Here is a 15,659-nt window from a genome sequence, read left to right as displayed (position 1 = left end):
CTTTTTTTATATCTATATATCCCTATAAATCATTGTAATAACAAAAAAAGTGCCTATCCAAAAAATTGAATAGACACTTCACTTATAAAACATAATAAAAACACTACTTAACTCACAATATCCACTATTACCTATTGTAATAATGTATCTTGTATAATACAAGTATTATGCCAGAATAGTGTTTCTATATTATAAAATCATTGATAATTGTATTCTTTTTTTGTCAATATCGATATCAGTAACTTTCACCTGTACATGTTGATGTAATTTAACTACTTCATTTACATCTGATACAAACCCCTCTTTTAATTGAGAAATATGTACTAGACCACTTTCCTTAATACCTATATCGACAAAGCATCCAAAATTGGTAATATTATTGACTATACCAGGTAATACTTGCCCTATTTTTAAATCAGTTATTTGCTTAACACTAGGGTCAAATTCAAAAACTTTAGCTACTCTTCGTGGGTCTAAACCTGGCTTTTCTAATTCTTTAAGCACGTCTTGTAAGGCTAACTCTCCGATTTCACCTGTTATATAGTTTTTAATATTGATCTTACTTATCGCTTCTTTATTAGATATAAGTTCTTTTAATGGAATCTTTAAGTCCTTTGCCATCTTTTGCACTATACTATAAGCTTCCGGATGTACAGCAGAATCGTCTAAAGGATTTTCAGCATCTTTAATGCGAACAAAGGCTGCTGCCTGCTGAAAAGCTTTATCTCCCAACCTTGGAACCTTCTTTAAGTCATTTCTACTCTCAAAAGCTCCATTCTCACTTCTGTACTGTACAATATTCTCAGCCATTTTCTCTCCTATTCCTGATACGTAACTCAACAAAGATTTACTTGCAGTATTAAGATTTACTCCTACACTATTAACGCATTTCATCACCACATGATCAAGTTCTTTCTTTAAAAGTGTCTGATCTACGTCATGTTGATATTGACCAACACCTATCGATTTAGGATCAATCTTTACTAATTCAGCTAAGGGATCTGAAAGTCTACGCCCAATCGATACTGCACCGCGCACCGTTACATCATAATTAGCAAATTCCTCTCTTGCTATCTTAGAAGCTGAATAGACAGATGCTCCAGCTTCACTAACCACAAAAACTTGTACTGGCTTATCAAAAGCAATTTTCTTAATAAAAAACTCCGTCTCTCTAGAAGCAGTTCCATTTCCGATAGCAATGGCTTCCACCTTATAAGAATTTACCATAGAGCGTATCTTTTTCATTGCCATCGCACTATCTTTCTGTGGTGGATGAGGATAAATTGTCTCATTATACAATAAATCACCTTGTTCGTCAAGACAAACTACTTTGCACCCAGTCTTATATCCAGGGTCTATTGCTAATATCCTTTTCTGCCCTAGCGGAGCAGACAATAATAGCTGTGATAAATTATCTGCAAAAACGCCAACTGAATTAATATCCGCTTTTTCTTTTGCCTCTTGTAATGCCTCATTTGATAGAGCTGGCTCTAGTAAACGTTTGTAGCTATCTGCAATTGCTTTTTCTAATATTGTTTTGCATTCACCTTTTCCCTTAATAATGGCATCTTCTATAAATGTAAGCGCTTGTTCCTTATCTATCCCAACATTGAATTTTATATAACCTTCTTTTTCAGCGCGTAGAATAGCTAATAAACGATGTGCAGGAATTTTATATAAAGGTTCTTCCCAGTCAAAATATTGAGTAAATTTCTGAGCGTGCTCTTCTTCTGCCTTTGCCTTAACGACTTTTGTTTTAATGGTACTATTGCGCTGAAATCTATTTCTCAGAGTTCTTCGGATATACATATTTTCATTAATCCACTCAGCAATAATATCGCTTGCGCCTTGTATTGCTTTTTCCTCGTTATCTACGCTATCGCTTATATATTTAGCAGCAATACCTTCAATATCAGTGGCATTTTGAGCCATAATAATCTTAGCTAAAGGTTCTAAACCTTGTTCGCGCGCAGTATCAGCTTTTGTCTTTCTAGTTTTCTTATAGGGTAAATAAAGATCTTCTATTTCTAATAAATCAAAACTTTGCTCAATCTTAGCTCTTAATTCAGGAGTCAATTTATCTTGCTCCTCGATTGATGAAATAATAGATTCCTTACGCTTAACTATATTATCGTATAATTCTTTATATTTTGCTATCTTTTCAATTGCTACCTCATCTAAATTTCCCGTTCTATCCTTTCGATAACGAGCAATAAAAGGGATAGTACACGCTTCATTTAACAACGATAACGTATTTTCGATACTCTTAGTTGAAGCAGTAACAGCTTGTTGAATAAACTCTATCAACGTCATAATTTATTATTTTAAGAATAGCTAAAATACTACCTTTGACGCAATAAAGAAATCATATGAAATTTTTATTCTTTTACTTACTAGTCATCAACTATATTGCATTTAGCATGTTTGCCTTTGATAAAGAACAAGCTATTAAACAAAAAAAGAGAATCTCAGAAAAGAATCTTTTAACGCTTTGCTTTATGGGTGGAAGCTTAGGCGGATGGATAGCCATGAAGAAACTTAGACACAAATCTTCGAAGGACTCTTTTAAACTTAAATTTTATCTTATTCTAATTATTCAAGTAGTCCTACTTTTTGCATTATTCAAAAGATAGAATAGGGTAGAAGTAAGTTTCAAAAAACTTCTTATATCTCATCGTTTGGAGATATAAACATTGTAGAAACTATATAGAAATTACTCGAATATATACATTTACTCTTCGATTATTAATATAAAAAATCTTGTGCATATCTATTCTCTATTTATAATAATGCCTTAACTACATATGTCTAGATATTTGCTTTGGAAATCAAAACTTAGAGCTTATTGGCCATTCATAACTTAGATAACTTTAGTATTTTTATCTCTCTCTTACACTTATAATTATTTCTCCATGGAAAAAGCATCACTTTATACTCATTATTTCAAAAAAGTAGAAAAAGCTATTGCTAAAATGAGCAAACAAAATGTAAAAGACATTTATGCTATCTCCTTTTGGAAGTCTAATGTAGATGATGATCCTAGATGTCCAATTATTTCTATTAGTTATAATACCTATAGTCAAATAGAAGAGGAAAAAGATAATGCAAGTAGCGAACAGGAAGCTAAATGGAATTTTGCTTTTTGGTTACAAGATGAAATAACTATGCTAGGTGGGGAAGATAAGGTATTACGCCAATATCTTAAAGAAGAAGGCTATTTCTATACTTTAAATGAGCAAAGTAAAGCGGAAAAACTAAAAGATAAAGGCGATAATACTGCTTACAATGAAATATCTATGAAAGACGATAAAATACAATCTTCTTTTATGGAAATTATAATAAGGATAGCAAAAGAAATCCAGAAGTCCGATTTAATAAAAGAAAAAATAGGGAAGGAGCTGCCAATTATTATCCATGAGTTAGAATACTACGACCTGCCGCTTGAATGGACAAAAAAAGCTAACCCTCCACAATTAATCGAAGAATTCTTAGCTTGTTATGAATAAGAATGTGAGGATCGTCATAAGCGTAATCAGCTACTTCTTATGTTTTGGGTAAACTTTCATAATGGTAAAATAAGACGTTCTGAAAGCCGCTAGACTCTTGTATCCAATTAGATAAGCAATCTCACTTAGCGTATATTCATTTGTATCTAATAGTTCTATACTTTTCAGTATACGAACTAATTGTAAATATTTCTGTAAGGTTAATCCTGTTTCTTGTTTAAACAACCGTTGAAGATTGCGAATTGACATAGTTGATAAATTGGCTAAATCATCTAAATGAAGTGGAGAAGCTAAATTATCATTGATATACAAGGCAAGGTTTGTTAGCCTTTTATCTTTCGGGATTGGAATTTGTAAAGCTTGATTCTCATTGCAAAAGTTTTTTAAACAGATAAGAATAGTTTGTAAAAACTGTTCTTTTTCCGTTTCATTTTCAATGATTTGGTTCCATTTTGATGCATAATGAAGCATCTCTTTTAATATAGCAGGAGCCGGAAATACATGAAATGTATTGTAAAAATCGTCTAATGGCACTTCCTTATACAACAATACCTTTAGATGAATATGCTTAGAAGTAGTTGTAGTTGCATGCAATTGATCTGATGGTATCCAAGCTACATAATGCTGTGGTACGAGATATTTACTATTGCCTACTTGGATATATTGATAACCTTGTTCCACATAGGTTAGCTGATAGCGTTTGTGACTGTGCTGATACTCGTCATGTACAAAATTGTCTTCATACCAAACATAAGCTTGTACAATATTTGTATCTTCAAATACTCCATCAAACTTCTCCATTAACCCACATTTAAAATTGGCGTTACGCATCTATTTTTTGACAAATATAATATAAACGACAAGGATATATTTGTAGATATAACAAAATCAACAATATGAATCACATATCTAAATTTCTATTAGGGATTATAATACTTCTAATATCTACAAATATTATGGCTAAAGACAATTTAACACATATACTCGTATTAATCCATTCTGATCAAGGTGGAACTTACAAAATGGCTCAAGAAATAGCAAAAGGTATAGAAAGTAACGCTACTGCCCAAGCAACAATAAAATTAGTTCAACCATCAGATAATGCATTGCTTAAAGATATTGAAATTGCTACTCCAGAGGAGCTACCTACTTATGATGGGATTATATGGGGTTCTCCAGTTTATTTTGGAAATATAAGTACTCCTATGAGTGCTTTTTTGGCTAAAACAATAGATTTATGGACCGAGCACAGTTTAGAAGGAATGCCTTCAGCTGTATTTATGTCGGCAGGAAGTGGAGCAGGAAAGGAGTTAGCCTTACAATCTTTTTGGAATAGTCTTGCTGTGCATGGAATGATCTTAGTTCCCAACGGTATCCGTTCCACAGACTTAATAGACAACTCGATTCCACAAGGAAATAGTGTTTTAGGAGCAAGTAGTTTAGCTTCCAATAAAAGTGTCTTAAGACCTAGTGATAGCGAATTACTTATAGCTTATTCGCAAGGACAAAACTTTGCAAAAATAGCTACTGCTCTAAAAGGAACTTTCATTAAAAAAGACATTACTATCACTAAGAATAAGGAAATAGATATAGAAACAGTTCTTAAAAATAAAAATATTGTACTACCAGTAGCCCCAAATCCTGTAGGCAATTATACACCGTATTCACGCTCTGGCAATTTAGTATTCATCAATCAAGTAGCATTAAAAAATGGGAAAATACTATATCCTGGTAAAGTAGGGGTAGATGTAACTGAGGAAGAAGCTAAAAAAGCTACAGAACAGACAATGCTTAATGTAATCGCTGTGCTTAAATTAGCAGTTAATGGGGATTTAAATAGGGTAAAAAAGACAGTTCAGCTAACAGGTATATTTAATACAACAGAGGATTACACACAACATGCCAACTTAATGAATATCGCCTCTGATCTATCTGTTGAAATATTCGGAGAAAAAGGAAAACATGCAAGAGGCACTTTAGGTGCAACTTCAATTCCAGTAAACTCTGCAGTAGAAATACAAGCTATATTTGAAATAGAGTAAACAATTATTCTTCCATTTATAAATATGTCTATAAACAAGTTGAGGTTGCTAAAAGCAACCTCAACTTGTTTATTTAACCGGTTAAATAAAATTACGAACAAGCAATCTTATTTACTCTATTTTGATGTCTTCCTCCTTCGAAATTAGTGTTTAAAAAGGTATCAACCATTGCAACAGCTTGCTCAATAGAAGTATAACGAGCTGGAATGCTGATTACATTAGCATCATTGTGTTGTCTTGCTAATTCAGCTATTTCTTTCGTCCAACACAATGCACATCGAACACCTTGATGTTTGTTAGCTGTCATAGCGATACCGTTACCACTACCACAAATTACGATTCCAAAATCAACTTTGTTATCTTCTACATCAAATGCAACTTTATGTGCAAAATCAGGGTAGTCTACAGAGTCAAAACTATCAGTGCCATAGTTTATTACTTCGTAACCTTTCTCCTCCAGAAACTTTACAATTGCTTTCTTATATTCTGGACCTGCATGATCATTTCCAATAGCTATTTTCATATTTTAGTTGTGTTCAATTATACCTTACAAAGGTAAAGCTTTTCTAAATTACAAGCCTAATTCTTCAATAGCAATCTGACGCATTTCTACTTTTCGAACTTTACCAGAAATAGTCATTGGAAACTCTTTTACAAACTTCCAATATTTAGGAATACGGAAATGAGCAATCTTTTGATCACAATATGTACGCAATTCATCTTCCGTAACTGTAGCTCCCTCTTTTAAAATAAGCCATGCCATGATTTCTTCTCCATATTTTTCACTAGGAACACCTATTACCTGAACATCAGCTACACTAGGATGAGTGTATAAAAAGTCTTCTATCCATTTTGGTGAAATATTCTCTCCTCCTCTAATGATTAAATCTTTAATACGCCCTGTTATTGAAATATACCCTTCCTCATCCATTGTAGCTAAATCCCCTGAATGCATCCATCTATTCTCATCTAGTACTTCACCTGTTAAGGTTCTATTATTCCAATATTTTAGCATTACAGAATATCCACGAGTACACAACTCACCAGCTTCGCCACGAGGTAATATTCTTCCTGTTTCTGGATCAATAATTTTAATTTCTAAGTGATCTTGTACCGTTCCCACAGTAGTAGTTTGTTTTACGATATCAATGCCTATATGGGTTTGTGTAGATACTGGCGAAGTTTCAGTCATCCCATAACAGATGCTAACTTCTTCCATATGCATTTCAGATTTCACCTTGCGCATAATACTTTCTGGACAAAGAGATCCAGCCATTACTCCCGTGCGCAACGAACTCAGATCAAAATCAGTAAAATTAGGAAGTTGTAATTCAGCAATAAACATGGTAGGCACACCATATAGTGAAGTACACTTTTCATCTTGAACTGTTTGAAGCGTTTTTTCTGCATCAAATCCATCGTTTGGAATTACTATCGTTGCACCATGTGAAGTACAGCATAAATTACCGATTACCATTCCAAAACAATGGTAGAATGGAACGGGAATACACACTCTATCCTTTTCGCTATATTTTAAACGTTTTCCTATAAAATAGCCGTTATTAAGAATATTGTGATGGGTTAAAGTTACCCCTTTAGGAAACCCTGTAGTTCCAGAAGTATACTGAATATTGACAGCTTCGCTAAACTGCACAGAATCTTCAATAATAGCTAAAACTTCATCAGACATTTCTTTTCCATCTCCCATAAAAGCATCCCACTCTTCCCCTAAAAATATAACTTCCTTTAAAGAAGGACAGTCCTCAAAAACCATAGAAATCATTTTTCTATAATCACTTTTTTTATGACTGCTAGCAGAAACGATCAGGGAAATCTCAGATTGATTAATGGCAAATTCTAATTCATGAGCGCGGTAAGCAGGATTTATATTCACTAAAATAACTCCAATCCTAGCAGTAGCATATTGCATTAATACCCATTCATAACAATTAGGTGCCCAGATTCCTACGCGATCACCCTTTTGAATTCCATGGGTAAGCAAACTCTTGGCAACTAATGTAGTCTGGTCATAAAACTCATTATACGTTGCCCTATAATCTTGGTGTACGCTTATTAAAGCATCATTATTAGGAAACTTTTCTGATATGCGCTTTAAATTTTGTCCAATAGTTTCTCCTAACAGCGGTGTCATAGACACCCCGTGTACATAAGAAATATTATTCATAAGTTGTTTTTTTGGTTGGTTTGTCTAAAATACAAAAAATATAATACCAAGGTGATTTTAGTGATACTTTGTAGTATAATAAGCTAGTAATGGTAAGTTATTATAAAAAACACTTTGTGATATTAAAAAATATGAATAAATAATTTTATTAAAATTTCATACTTTTAACACAACAATTCAATATAAATAAAGTTTTAAAAAGGCGACAAATAAGTTATTAGAAGATTAAATTTTAAAATACTTAGGATAAAATACTCATTTATTCGTACATTTAAACATAAATTGCATAACACCTAATTATATAATAAAGTCAAAAGCATTACTTATAATGGCAAAAAAAATTAAACATAAAAAAAGAAAATTTATGATTTTTCAGGGAAAATTCTGAAAATCCTTTCAAAAAACGCTAACAAGTCATTAAACTATAAACAGATTGCAGCAGCCCTAGAAGTAAATGATACTCAAGGGAGAAATGAGATTATAAAAGAACTGAATTTTTTAAAATCAAATGATAAAATAGAAGAAGTTGAACCTGGTAAGTTCCGCTTTGTTCCTGCTTCAAATTATGTTGAAGGAACAATTGATATGACTACTAGAAAAACAGCTTATTTCGTAAGCCCAGATCTAGAAGAAGATGTATTTATTCCTACAAATAACTTGCATAAAGCACTAGATGGAGATACTGTAAAAGTTTATATCTATAATAAACGTAAAGGTAAAAAACCAGAAGCTGAAGTTGTGGAGATTATCGAAAGATACAAAACACAGTTTGTGGGTGTTATTGAAATTCAAAAGAACTTTGCGTTCGTTGCAACTGCAGATCCTAAAATGTACACAGATATCTTTATTCCAAAGGATAAAGTAGGAGAGGCACGTGATGGAGATGTAGTGGTAGTAGAAATAGAAGACTGGCTAGACAAAGCAGATAGCCCTTTTGGAAAAGTTGTAAAAGTTTTAGGTAAACAAGGTGAACACAATACAGAAATTCACGCGATATTGGCTGAATATGGTCTTCCTTATGATTTTCCAAAAGAAGTAGAAGACTTTGCAAATAAATTAGATACTTCTATTAATGATGAAGAGGTAAGTAAAAGAAAAGATATGAGAGATGTTCTTACTTTTACTATTGACCCTAAAGATGCTAAAGATTTTGATGATGCTTTATCATTCAGAAAATTAGAAAATGGAAATTACGAAATAGGTATTCACATTGCAGACGTATCTCACTATGTTCAAGAAGGAACAAAATTAGATGAGGAGGCATATAATCGTGCAACATCTATTTACTTAGTAGATAGAACGATTCCTATGCTACCTGAAGTATTGTCTAATTTTGCTTGTTCTCTTCGTCCAAACGAAGACAAATTCACGTTTTCAGCATTATTTGAATTAAATGACAAAGCTGAAATTGTAAATAAATGGTTCGGTAGAACAGTAACGCACTCTGATCAGCGTATGGCTTATGAAGAAGCGCAACACATTATCGAAACCAAAGAGAGCACTATTCCTAAAGAAATCTCTCTAACTGGAGAAGTGCAAGAAATTTCGCCAGAAGTTACTGAAGCAGTTTTAAAATTAAATGATCTAGCAAAAATACTACGTGCTAAACGCATGGGAGATGGAGCAATTTCATTTGATAAAATAGAAGTGAAGTTTAACTTAGATGAAAACGATATTCCTACTGGAGTATTCTTTAAAGAAGCGAAAGAAGCAAATCATCTAATTGAAGAATTCATGCTTCTTGCAAATAGAAAAGTATCTGAATTCATAGGAAAACAAAAGAAAACATTTGTGTACCGTGTACACGATGAACCAGATGAAGAAAAGTTACTTGGATTACAAGCTGTAATTGCACGTTTTGGACATAAGATAAATTTAAAGACTAAGGGAGGTATCTCAAAATCTTTAAATAAATTATTAAAAGATGTAAATGGTAAGAAAGAGCAAAACCTAGTAGATACATTAACGATCAGATGTATGAGTAAAGCTAGTTATTCTACAAACAATATCGGTCACTATGGTTTAGCATTTGACTACTATTCTCACTTTACTTCTCCAATTCGTCGTTATCCAGACGTAATGGCACATAGACTATTACAACATTACTTAGACAAAGGAGAATCTGTAGATGCATCTGTTTATGAGAAAAAAGCGGCACACTGTTCATCAATGGAAAACCTTGCTGTAAATGCGGAACGCGATAGTATCAAGTACATGCAAGTAAAATATATGCAAGACCAAAAAGGAAAAGAGTTTGTCGGTGTAATTTCAGGAGTGACTGAATGGGGTATCTATGTAGAAATCTTAGAGAACAAATGTGAAGGAATGGTGCGTATCAGAGACATAAAAGAAGATTATTATGTATTTGACGAAAAGCAATACGCATTAGTAGGACAAGCAACGAAAAATCTTCTTCAATTGGGAGATGAAGTAATTGTAACGGTGAAAAATGCCGATTTAGTTAAAAAACAATTAGACTATAATTATATAAAAAAATTGAGTTAAATGAAGAATAAATTAGCTTTAATAATAACTTTCTTAGCTACTTCTTTTGCCTTTGCACAAGGAAGTAAAGATGTTGGGACATTTAATAAATTAAGCGTTTATGATCAAATACAAGTAACTTTAATCCCTTCTACAGATTCACATAAAATTGAATTAAAAGGAGAAGGATCTGATAAAGTTAACGTTATCAATAAGAATGGTCAATTAAAAATTAAGATGAACTTTGCAAATAGTTTCCAAGGAGAGGATGTAAAAGCTACCTTATATTACAACAAATTAGATGAAATTAATGTAGGAGAGGGAGCGACTGTTTCTAGCAAAGAGAGTATCAATGCTACAAAATTAGATATCAATGCAAAAACTGGATCAACACTAAAAATTATAGTTGATGTAGATAGATTAAACATTAAAGCTGGCGCAGGATCAATAGTTCGCGTGACTGGAAAGGCAAATGTTCAAGATATTGTTTCTAATTCTGGAGCTGAGGTAAAAAACAGTGAACTAGTTACTAATCAAACTTCTGTAACAGTTAATGCAGGAGGAAATGCAAGTGTAAATGCTACTAAATTAGTAGAAGCAAAAACAAGAGCTGGAGGTAATATTACTATTTATGGAAATCCAGAAGAAGTCATTGAAAAAACAGTGGCTGGCGGTACTATAAAGAAAGTAAATTAGCATTTCTTATGCTATTGCAATAAAAATCTGTAACTTGCACAAAATATCTAAATGCCAATTTTTTCAAATTGGCATTTTTAATTCAATACAATGCTAGACGATTTTATTACAGGGATTTCTTTAGGTTTTTTCCTAAGCTTTATGATAGGTCCTGTTTTTTTTATTCTTATTGAAACAAGTATTACAAAAGGATTTAAAGCAGCTATTACTTTCGATATTGGAGTAATTTTAGCAGATGCCTTATTTTTTGCAATTGCTTTTTTTAGTAGTTTTCGTCTTATTAATGCTATCAAAGATGATCCTGCATTATTTATATTTGGAGGTATAATTATGCTTACTTACGGTATCGTTTCTCTTGTTCGACTAAAAAAAGTACAAGTAGATACCTTACAGATTTCACCACCCAATTTGCGTAGAGATTACTTAAATCTATTAGCTAAAGGGTTTTTATTAAACTTTATTAACGTTGGTGTTTTAGGATTTTGGTTAGCAATTATTATTACACTAGGTCCTAGAATGGATATGGATACCAATCGTATGTTTACCTTTTTTGGGTTTACAATAACAGCTTATTTCATAACTGATGTAATTAAAATAATACTCGCTAAACAATTGCGAAAAAAACTAACTGCTCAGAATATTCTGCGAGTTAAGAAAATTAGTAGTATCGTTTTAATCGTATTTGGATTGGTGATTATGACGAAGGGCTTTTTACCTAAAAATGAAAATAACGAGATAAATTTACCTATCCCAAAAATGCAAAATAGTAAGTAATACACTAGTTATATAATATATAATCACAAAGGCTTAGAATAACATGTTACTCTAAGCCTTTGTCATTTTTAGCAGAGTTGTATTCTTGATGAATCTCATTAAGAAAAGTGTATAATATAGAGTAAACTTTTTTTGTACATAAATTACTTCTATCATAATTCCCAGGGAAAGTATAAACTACCATAAGCTCTTAAACATCATATTCTTAAATAAATAGAATAAAATAATACTCACAAAAATAGTTTCCACAAATTTAGTGATCAATACCTTCACATACATTTCCAAACTAAGGCTAATAAGTAGAGGAGTCTTTATAGATAAAACAATAGCTTATGGAGTTGTTTTTAGGCTATTAGAGCTACTTATATACAAATCCTTTAACTGAGTTCACATTTAGTCAATCATGCGCTTATATTCTTTCTATTAAATTTTTACTAAAACTAATATCTTACTATTCTGCATTGGTTAAGCTGGTTGTGATAGCATTTAATATTAAGCCCGTTATTTTGGTTATTTGAAGTTCATAAAACTATCTTTAAAAGCACAAAAAAAGTCGATAAAGATAAACTTTATCGACTTTGGAGGCTTCGAGCGGATTCGAACCGCTGTAGACGGTTTTGCAGACCGCTTCCTAGCCACTCGGACACGAAGCCATTGTTCCGAATTGGAATGCAAACTTAGCAATAATTTTCAAAGTTCAAAAGACTTTACAATTAAAAATCATTGTTTTTTTTTGCTTATTATCTAAGTCCTTGCATTTCAACAGTAACAGATTCCACATCACCACCTACTGGAGGATTAATTTTTGATACAGCCACTTTAATTTCGTCTACCATTTCTATTTCTAAAAGTACACGATCAATAATACGTTGACATACATGCTCCAATAATTTTGAGCGAATTGCCATTTCTTCTCTAACTATCCTATTTAAATGTACATAATCAACAGCATCAACTAATTCATCTGAAGCAGCAGCATTTCGAAAAGAAGCTTTTGCTTGTACATCTACACGATAATCCGAACCAATTTTTGCTTCTTCTTCCATACATCCATGAAAAGAAAAAACTCTAATATTATTTAATCTAATAATTCCCATTTAATTCCACGTTAATTTTAATAGGCTAAAATTACAATAAATTATGACTGTAGGGGGGAATAAAATGAATTAGATAAATAATTTGCTTGTTTTTTGATACCTTTGTGATTATAATTAATTGTATCCATGTCAACAAAAGAAAAATCATTAAACTTTATTGAGCAAATCATTGAAGACAGTCTTAAAGAAGGAATGTCTCCTGAAAAGCTTCATTTCCGTTTTCCACCAGAACCAAATGGGTATTTACATTTAGGTCACGCGAGTTCAATTTGTTTAAATTTTGGACTAGGACAGAAATACAATGCACCAGTTAATTTGCGTTTTGATGATACTAACCCTTCAAAAGAAGAACAGGAATTTGTTGACGCAATCAAGCATGATGTAGAATGGCTAGGTTATAAATGGGCAAATGAAGTTTACGCTTCAGATTATTTCCAACAATTATACGATTGGGCAGTACAACTGATTAAAGAAGGTAAAGCCTATGTAGATAGTCAAACTTCGGAAGAAATGGCGCAGCAAAAAGGTACCCCTACAACAGTAGGAGTTAATAGCCCGTATAGAGATCGATCTGTAGAAGAAAACCTGGACTTATTCGAAAGAATGAAAAATGGTGAATTTGAAGAAGGAACACATATTCTACGTGCTAAAATAGATATGGCACATAAAAATATGCTAATGCGTGATCCTATCATGTATAGAATCATCAAAAAATCTCACCATAGAACAAAAGATAAATGGTGTATATACCCTATGTATGATTGGGCACATGGTGAAAGTGATTACTTAGAAAGTATATCACATTCATTCTGTACACTTGAATTTTTACCTCATAGAGAGCTTTATGATTGGTTCTTGGATCAAGTATGCGAAGAAGGTAAGATTCGTCCAATGCAACGTGAATTTGCGCGTCGTAATTTATCTCATACTATCGTAAGTAAGAGAAAATTAGCTAAACTAGTAAATGAAGGATATGTTACTGGATGGGATGACCCACGTATGCCGACTATTTCAGGGTTACGCAGAAGAGGATATACACCTGCATCAATAAAAAACTATGCTGATACTATTGGTATTGCTAAAAGAGATAACTTAATTGACGTCTCTTTATTAGAGTTTTGTGTAAGGGAAGATCTTAATAAGATAACACCTCGTGTAATGGCTGTCTTAGACCCTGTCAAATTAGTAATTACAAATTATCCTGAAGGACAAGAAGAGTGGTTAGAAGCAGAGAATAACCCTGAAGAAGAAGTAATGACATTTAGAAAAGTACCTTTTTCTAAAGAACTTTATATTGAGAGAGAAGATTTCAAAGAAGAAGCTAATAGCAAATTCTTTAGATTAACTCTAGGAAAAGAAGTACGTCTAAAAAATGCTTATATCATTAAGGGAGAAAGTGTAGTTAAAGACGAAAACGGAAATATCACAGAAATTCACGTTACTTACGATCCAGAAAGTAAAAGTGGTAGTGGTACAGAAGCAAGTAAAAGAAAAGTAAAAGGAACTATTCATTGGGTTTCTATTCCTCATGCTATTGAAGCTGAAGTACGTATTTACGATCGCCTATTTACAAGTGAAAATCCTGATGGTAATAAAGAAGTGGACTTTTTAGAGCATATTAATCCACAATCATTAGAGGTGGTAAAAGGTTATCTAGAACCAAGCTTAAAAGAGTCAAAAATTGGAGATAAATTCCAGTTCCAACGTTTAGGATATTTCTGTGTAGATAAAGATAGTACGGCAGATAAATTAATCTTTAATAAAACAGTAGGCCTTAGAGATACATGGGCTAAATTAGAGCAGAAATAGATTAATATTATTCTATCAATAAATTATACAAAAGGGCGTTTTAACTGTTAAAGTATAGTTAAAACGCCCTTTTTTCTATAACTTTATAAGACTAATTTAAAAAACAATTGTTATGTCAGACAGAATAGGAAGTACATTAGTTGCTGTATTAGCAGGAGCTGTAGTAGGAGCAGGTTTAGGTGTTTTATTTGCACCTGAAAAAGGAGAAAAAACAAGAAAGAAAATCAAAAAAACTTTTGATCAATCTAAGGATGAGTTAGAAGATAAAATTGATGAACTAAAAAAACAAGTACGTGGTGTAGTTAATAAGAAAAAACAAGATTTCGAAGAAGATTTTGATGAATTCGTTTCTGCAACAGGGAAAAAAAGAGATGAAGTAATCTCTACATTAGAGAAAAAATTAGCTGAACTAAAAAAACAAGCTAATCAAGTAGCTGAAAACGTAAAAAAATAATCCATTAATATTGTATAATGGCATTCGAGGAAATCAAAAATGATTTAGGTGAAATAAAGGAGAATTCAGAGGATTTTATAAATTCAAGTCTGGATTATTACCGTCTTTGGGGCTTCAAAGTAAGCGCTAAAGCTGGAAGTATCTTTATGACACTTATCTTTATGAGCCTTTTCTTGATGATGGCACTATTATTTTTATCCTTGTATGCAGCATTTGCAATAGGAGAGTGTTTAACCAATAGGCCAGCAGGTTTTCTAATTGTAGGAGCATTTTATTTACTAATAACGTTCTTAGCTTATTTGTTTAGAAAATCTCTAGTAGAAAAGCCTTTAATTAAAAAGCTATCAGAAATAATTTTTAATGATTAATTAAATAAAATGAGAAGTAGTTATTCCTCTTTTGAACAAATAAATGAAGATCTCAAAATCTTAAAAGTAAAGCGCGATTTTCATTACCAAAAGGTTTTTAGATCCATAGACAATATTAAAGAAGAATTAGCTCCTGAACGAATTATAAAGAATACCTTAGGTTCAGTCACTTCTTATGTAACTAGTTCTGGTAGGATACAAGCATTTTTTTATAACTGCCGTGTTGAAATACTTTTTTTAATAG

15 protein-coding genes and 1 tRNA gene are annotated in these 15,659 nt (G+C 32.2%); 10 read left to right on the top strand and 6 right to left on the bottom strand.

What is annotated here, in order from left to right:
* Positions 1 to 189: 189 nt before the first annotated feature.
* Positions 190 to 2,313 carry a Tex family protein gene (locus tag RH98_RS03110; protein WP_010250418.1) on the bottom strand — a complete coding sequence of 708 codons (2,124 nt, stop codon included), beginning with the start codon at positions 2,311 to 2,313 and terminating at the stop codon, positions 190 to 192.
* 56 nt (positions 2,314 to 2,369) lie between these two features.
* Here RH98_RS03110 and RH98_RS03105 point away from each other — a divergent pair, with 56 nt between their 5' ends.
* Together RH98_RS03105 and RH98_RS03100 are read left to right on the top strand one after the other, a co-directional pair.
* Complete coding sequence (locus RH98_RS03105; protein ID WP_010250416.1) at positions 2,370 to 2,633, top strand: DUF1294 domain-containing protein; 264 nt, start codon at positions 2,370 to 2,372, stop codon at positions 2,631 to 2,633.
* Between the two features lie 279 nt (positions 2,634 to 2,912).
* Positions 2,913 to 3,506, top strand: coding sequence for a hypothetical protein (locus RH98_RS03100; protein WP_010250414.1), 594 nt, complete (start codon positions 2,913 to 2,915; stop codon positions 3,504 to 3,506).
* Between the two features lie 30 nt (positions 3,507 to 3,536).
* Here the strand turns inward: RH98_RS03100 and RH98_RS03095 are convergent, their stop codons facing one another.
* On the bottom strand, positions 3,537 to 4,307 hold the full coding sequence (locus tag RH98_RS03095; RefSeq protein WP_237717501.1) for a helix-turn-helix domain-containing protein: 771 nt from the start codon (positions 4,305 to 4,307) through the stop codon (positions 3,537 to 3,539).
* Positions 4,308 to 4,402: 95 nt separating this feature from the next.
* Here RH98_RS03095 and RH98_RS03090 point away from each other — a divergent pair, with 95 nt between their 5' ends.
* Positions 4,403 to 5,548, top strand: a complete 1,146-nt coding sequence (locus RH98_RS03090) for an NAD(P)H:quinone oxidoreductase (RefSeq protein WP_010250410.1) — start codon at positions 4,403 to 4,405, stop codon at positions 5,546 to 5,548.
* A 91-nt stretch (positions 5,549 to 5,639) separates the two neighbouring features.
* Here the strand turns inward: RH98_RS03090 and rpiB are convergent, their stop codons facing one another.
* The gene (gene rpiB / locus RH98_RS03085) at positions 5,640 to 6,071 is read right to left on the bottom strand and encodes a ribose 5-phosphate isomerase B (protein ID WP_010250408.1); all 432 of its coding nucleotides are present in this window, start codon (positions 6,069 to 6,071) and stop codon (positions 5,640 to 5,642) included.
* A 48-nt stretch (positions 6,072 to 6,119) separates the two neighbouring features.
* The gene (locus RH98_RS03080) at positions 6,120 to 7,733 is read right to left on the bottom strand and encodes an AMP-binding protein (protein ID WP_010250406.1); all 1,614 of its coding nucleotides are present in this window, start codon (positions 7,731 to 7,733) and stop codon (positions 6,120 to 6,122) included.
* Positions 7,734 to 8,093: 360 nt separating this feature from the next.
* On the opposite strand from RH98_RS03080, the gene rnr reads away from it, so the two are divergent.
* The 3 genes from rnr to RH98_RS03065 all read left to right on the top strand — a co-directional run bounded on the left by rnr (position 8,094) and on the right by RH98_RS03065 (position 11,687).
* A complete protein-coding gene (gene rnr / locus RH98_RS03075; RefSeq protein ID WP_026038713.1) occupies positions 8,094 to 10,238 on the top strand; it encodes a ribonuclease R in 2,145 nt (714 codons plus the stop codon).
* On the top strand, positions 10,239 to 10,913 hold the full coding sequence (locus RH98_RS03070; RefSeq protein WP_010250402.1) for a head GIN domain-containing protein: 675 nt from the start codon (positions 10,239 to 10,241) through the stop codon (positions 10,911 to 10,913). It abuts the gene before it with no gap.
* Between the two features lie 90 nt (positions 10,914 to 11,003).
* Positions 11,004 to 11,687 carry a LysE family translocator gene (locus tag RH98_RS03065; protein ID WP_010250400.1) on the top strand — a complete coding sequence of 228 codons (684 nt, stop codon included), beginning with the start codon at positions 11,004 to 11,006 and terminating at the stop codon, positions 11,685 to 11,687.
* Between the two features lie 579 nt (positions 11,688 to 12,266).
* On the opposite strand, the gene RH98_RS03060 is transcribed toward RH98_RS03065, so the two are convergent.
* Both RH98_RS03060 and folB read right to left on the bottom strand, forming a co-directional pair.
* Positions 12,267 to 12,340: transfer RNA gene (locus RH98_RS03060), tRNA-Cys, on the bottom strand.
* Positions 12,341 to 12,427: 87 nt separating this feature from the next.
* The gene (gene folB / locus RH98_RS03055; protein ID WP_010250398.1) at positions 12,428 to 12,784 is read right to left on the bottom strand and encodes a dihydroneopterin aldolase; all 357 of its coding nucleotides are present in this window, start codon (positions 12,782 to 12,784) and stop codon (positions 12,428 to 12,430) included.
* Between the two features lie 126 nt (positions 12,785 to 12,910).
* On the opposite strand from folB, the gene RH98_RS03050 reads away from it, so the two are divergent.
* The 4 genes from RH98_RS03050 to RH98_RS16000 all read left to right on the top strand — a co-directional run.
* A complete protein-coding gene (locus RH98_RS03050) occupies positions 12,911 to 14,593 on the top strand; it encodes a glutamine--tRNA ligase/YqeY domain fusion protein (protein ID WP_010250396.1) in 1,683 nt (560 codons plus the stop codon).
* A 112-nt stretch (positions 14,594 to 14,705) separates the two neighbouring features.
* The gene (locus tag RH98_RS03045; protein WP_010250394.1) at positions 14,706 to 15,047 is read left to right on the top strand and encodes a YtxH domain-containing protein; all 342 of its coding nucleotides are present in this window, start codon (positions 14,706 to 14,708) and stop codon (positions 15,045 to 15,047) included.
* Between the two features lie 17 nt (positions 15,048 to 15,064).
* A complete protein-coding gene (locus RH98_RS03040) occupies positions 15,065 to 15,415 on the top strand; it encodes a hypothetical protein (protein ID WP_010250392.1) in 351 nt (116 codons plus the stop codon).
* 9 nt (positions 15,416 to 15,424) lie between these two features.
* A partial coding sequence (locus RH98_RS16000) for a DUF6327 family protein (RefSeq protein WP_010250390.1) occupies positions 15,425 to 15,659 on the top strand: 235 nt, incomplete at its 3' end.

Source organism: Myroides injenensis M09-0166, assembly GCF_000246945.1.
Taxonomy (GTDB): domain Bacteria; phylum Bacteroidota; class Bacteroidia; order Flavobacteriales; family Flavobacteriaceae; genus Flavobacterium; species Flavobacterium injenense.
Note: the sequence above shows the minus strand (reverse complement) of the source record. Positions and strands in the feature narration are given on the sequence as shown.

Coding starts and splice junctions, on each gene's coding strand:
- RH98_RS03110 (WP_010250418.1), bottom strand. CDS start 2,313: ATGACGTTGATAGAGTTTATTCAACAAGCTGTTACTGCTTCAACTAAG.
- RH98_RS03105 (WP_010250416.1), top strand. CDS start 2,370: ATGAAATTTTTATTCTTTTACTTACTAGTCATCAACTATATTGCATTT.
- RH98_RS03100 (WP_010250414.1), top strand. CDS start 2,913: ATGGAAAAAGCATCACTTTATACTCATTATTTCAAAAAAGTAGAAAAA.
- RH98_RS03095 (WP_237717501.1), bottom strand. CDS start 4,307: ATGGAGAAGTTTGATGGAGTATTTGAAGATACAAATATTGTACAAGCT.
- RH98_RS03090 (WP_010250410.1), top strand. CDS start 4,403: ATGAATCACATATCTAAATTTCTATTAGGGATTATAATACTTCTAATA.
- rpiB (WP_010250408.1), bottom strand. CDS start 6,071: ATGAAAATAGCTATTGGAAATGATCATGCAGGTCCAGAATATAAGAAA.
- RH98_RS03080 (WP_010250406.1), bottom strand. CDS start 7,733: ATGAATAATATTTCTTATGTACACGGGGTGTCTATGACACCGCTGTTA.
- RH98_RS03070 (WP_010250402.1), top strand. CDS start 10,239: ATGAAGAATAAATTAGCTTTAATAATAACTTTCTTAGCTACTTCTTTT.
- RH98_RS03065 (WP_010250400.1), top strand. CDS start 11,004: ATGCTAGACGATTTTATTACAGGGATTTCTTTAGGTTTTTTCCTAAGC.
- folB (WP_010250398.1), bottom strand. CDS start 12,784: ATGGGAATTATTAGATTAAATAATATTAGAGTTTTTTCTTTTCATGGA.
- RH98_RS03050 (WP_010250396.1), top strand. CDS start 12,911: ATGTCAACAAAAGAAAAATCATTAAACTTTATTGAGCAAATCATTGAA.
- RH98_RS03045 (WP_010250394.1), top strand. CDS start 14,706: ATGTCAGACAGAATAGGAAGTACATTAGTTGCTGTATTAGCAGGAGCT.
- RH98_RS03040 (WP_010250392.1), top strand. CDS start 15,065: ATGGCATTCGAGGAAATCAAAAATGATTTAGGTGAAATAAAGGAGAAT.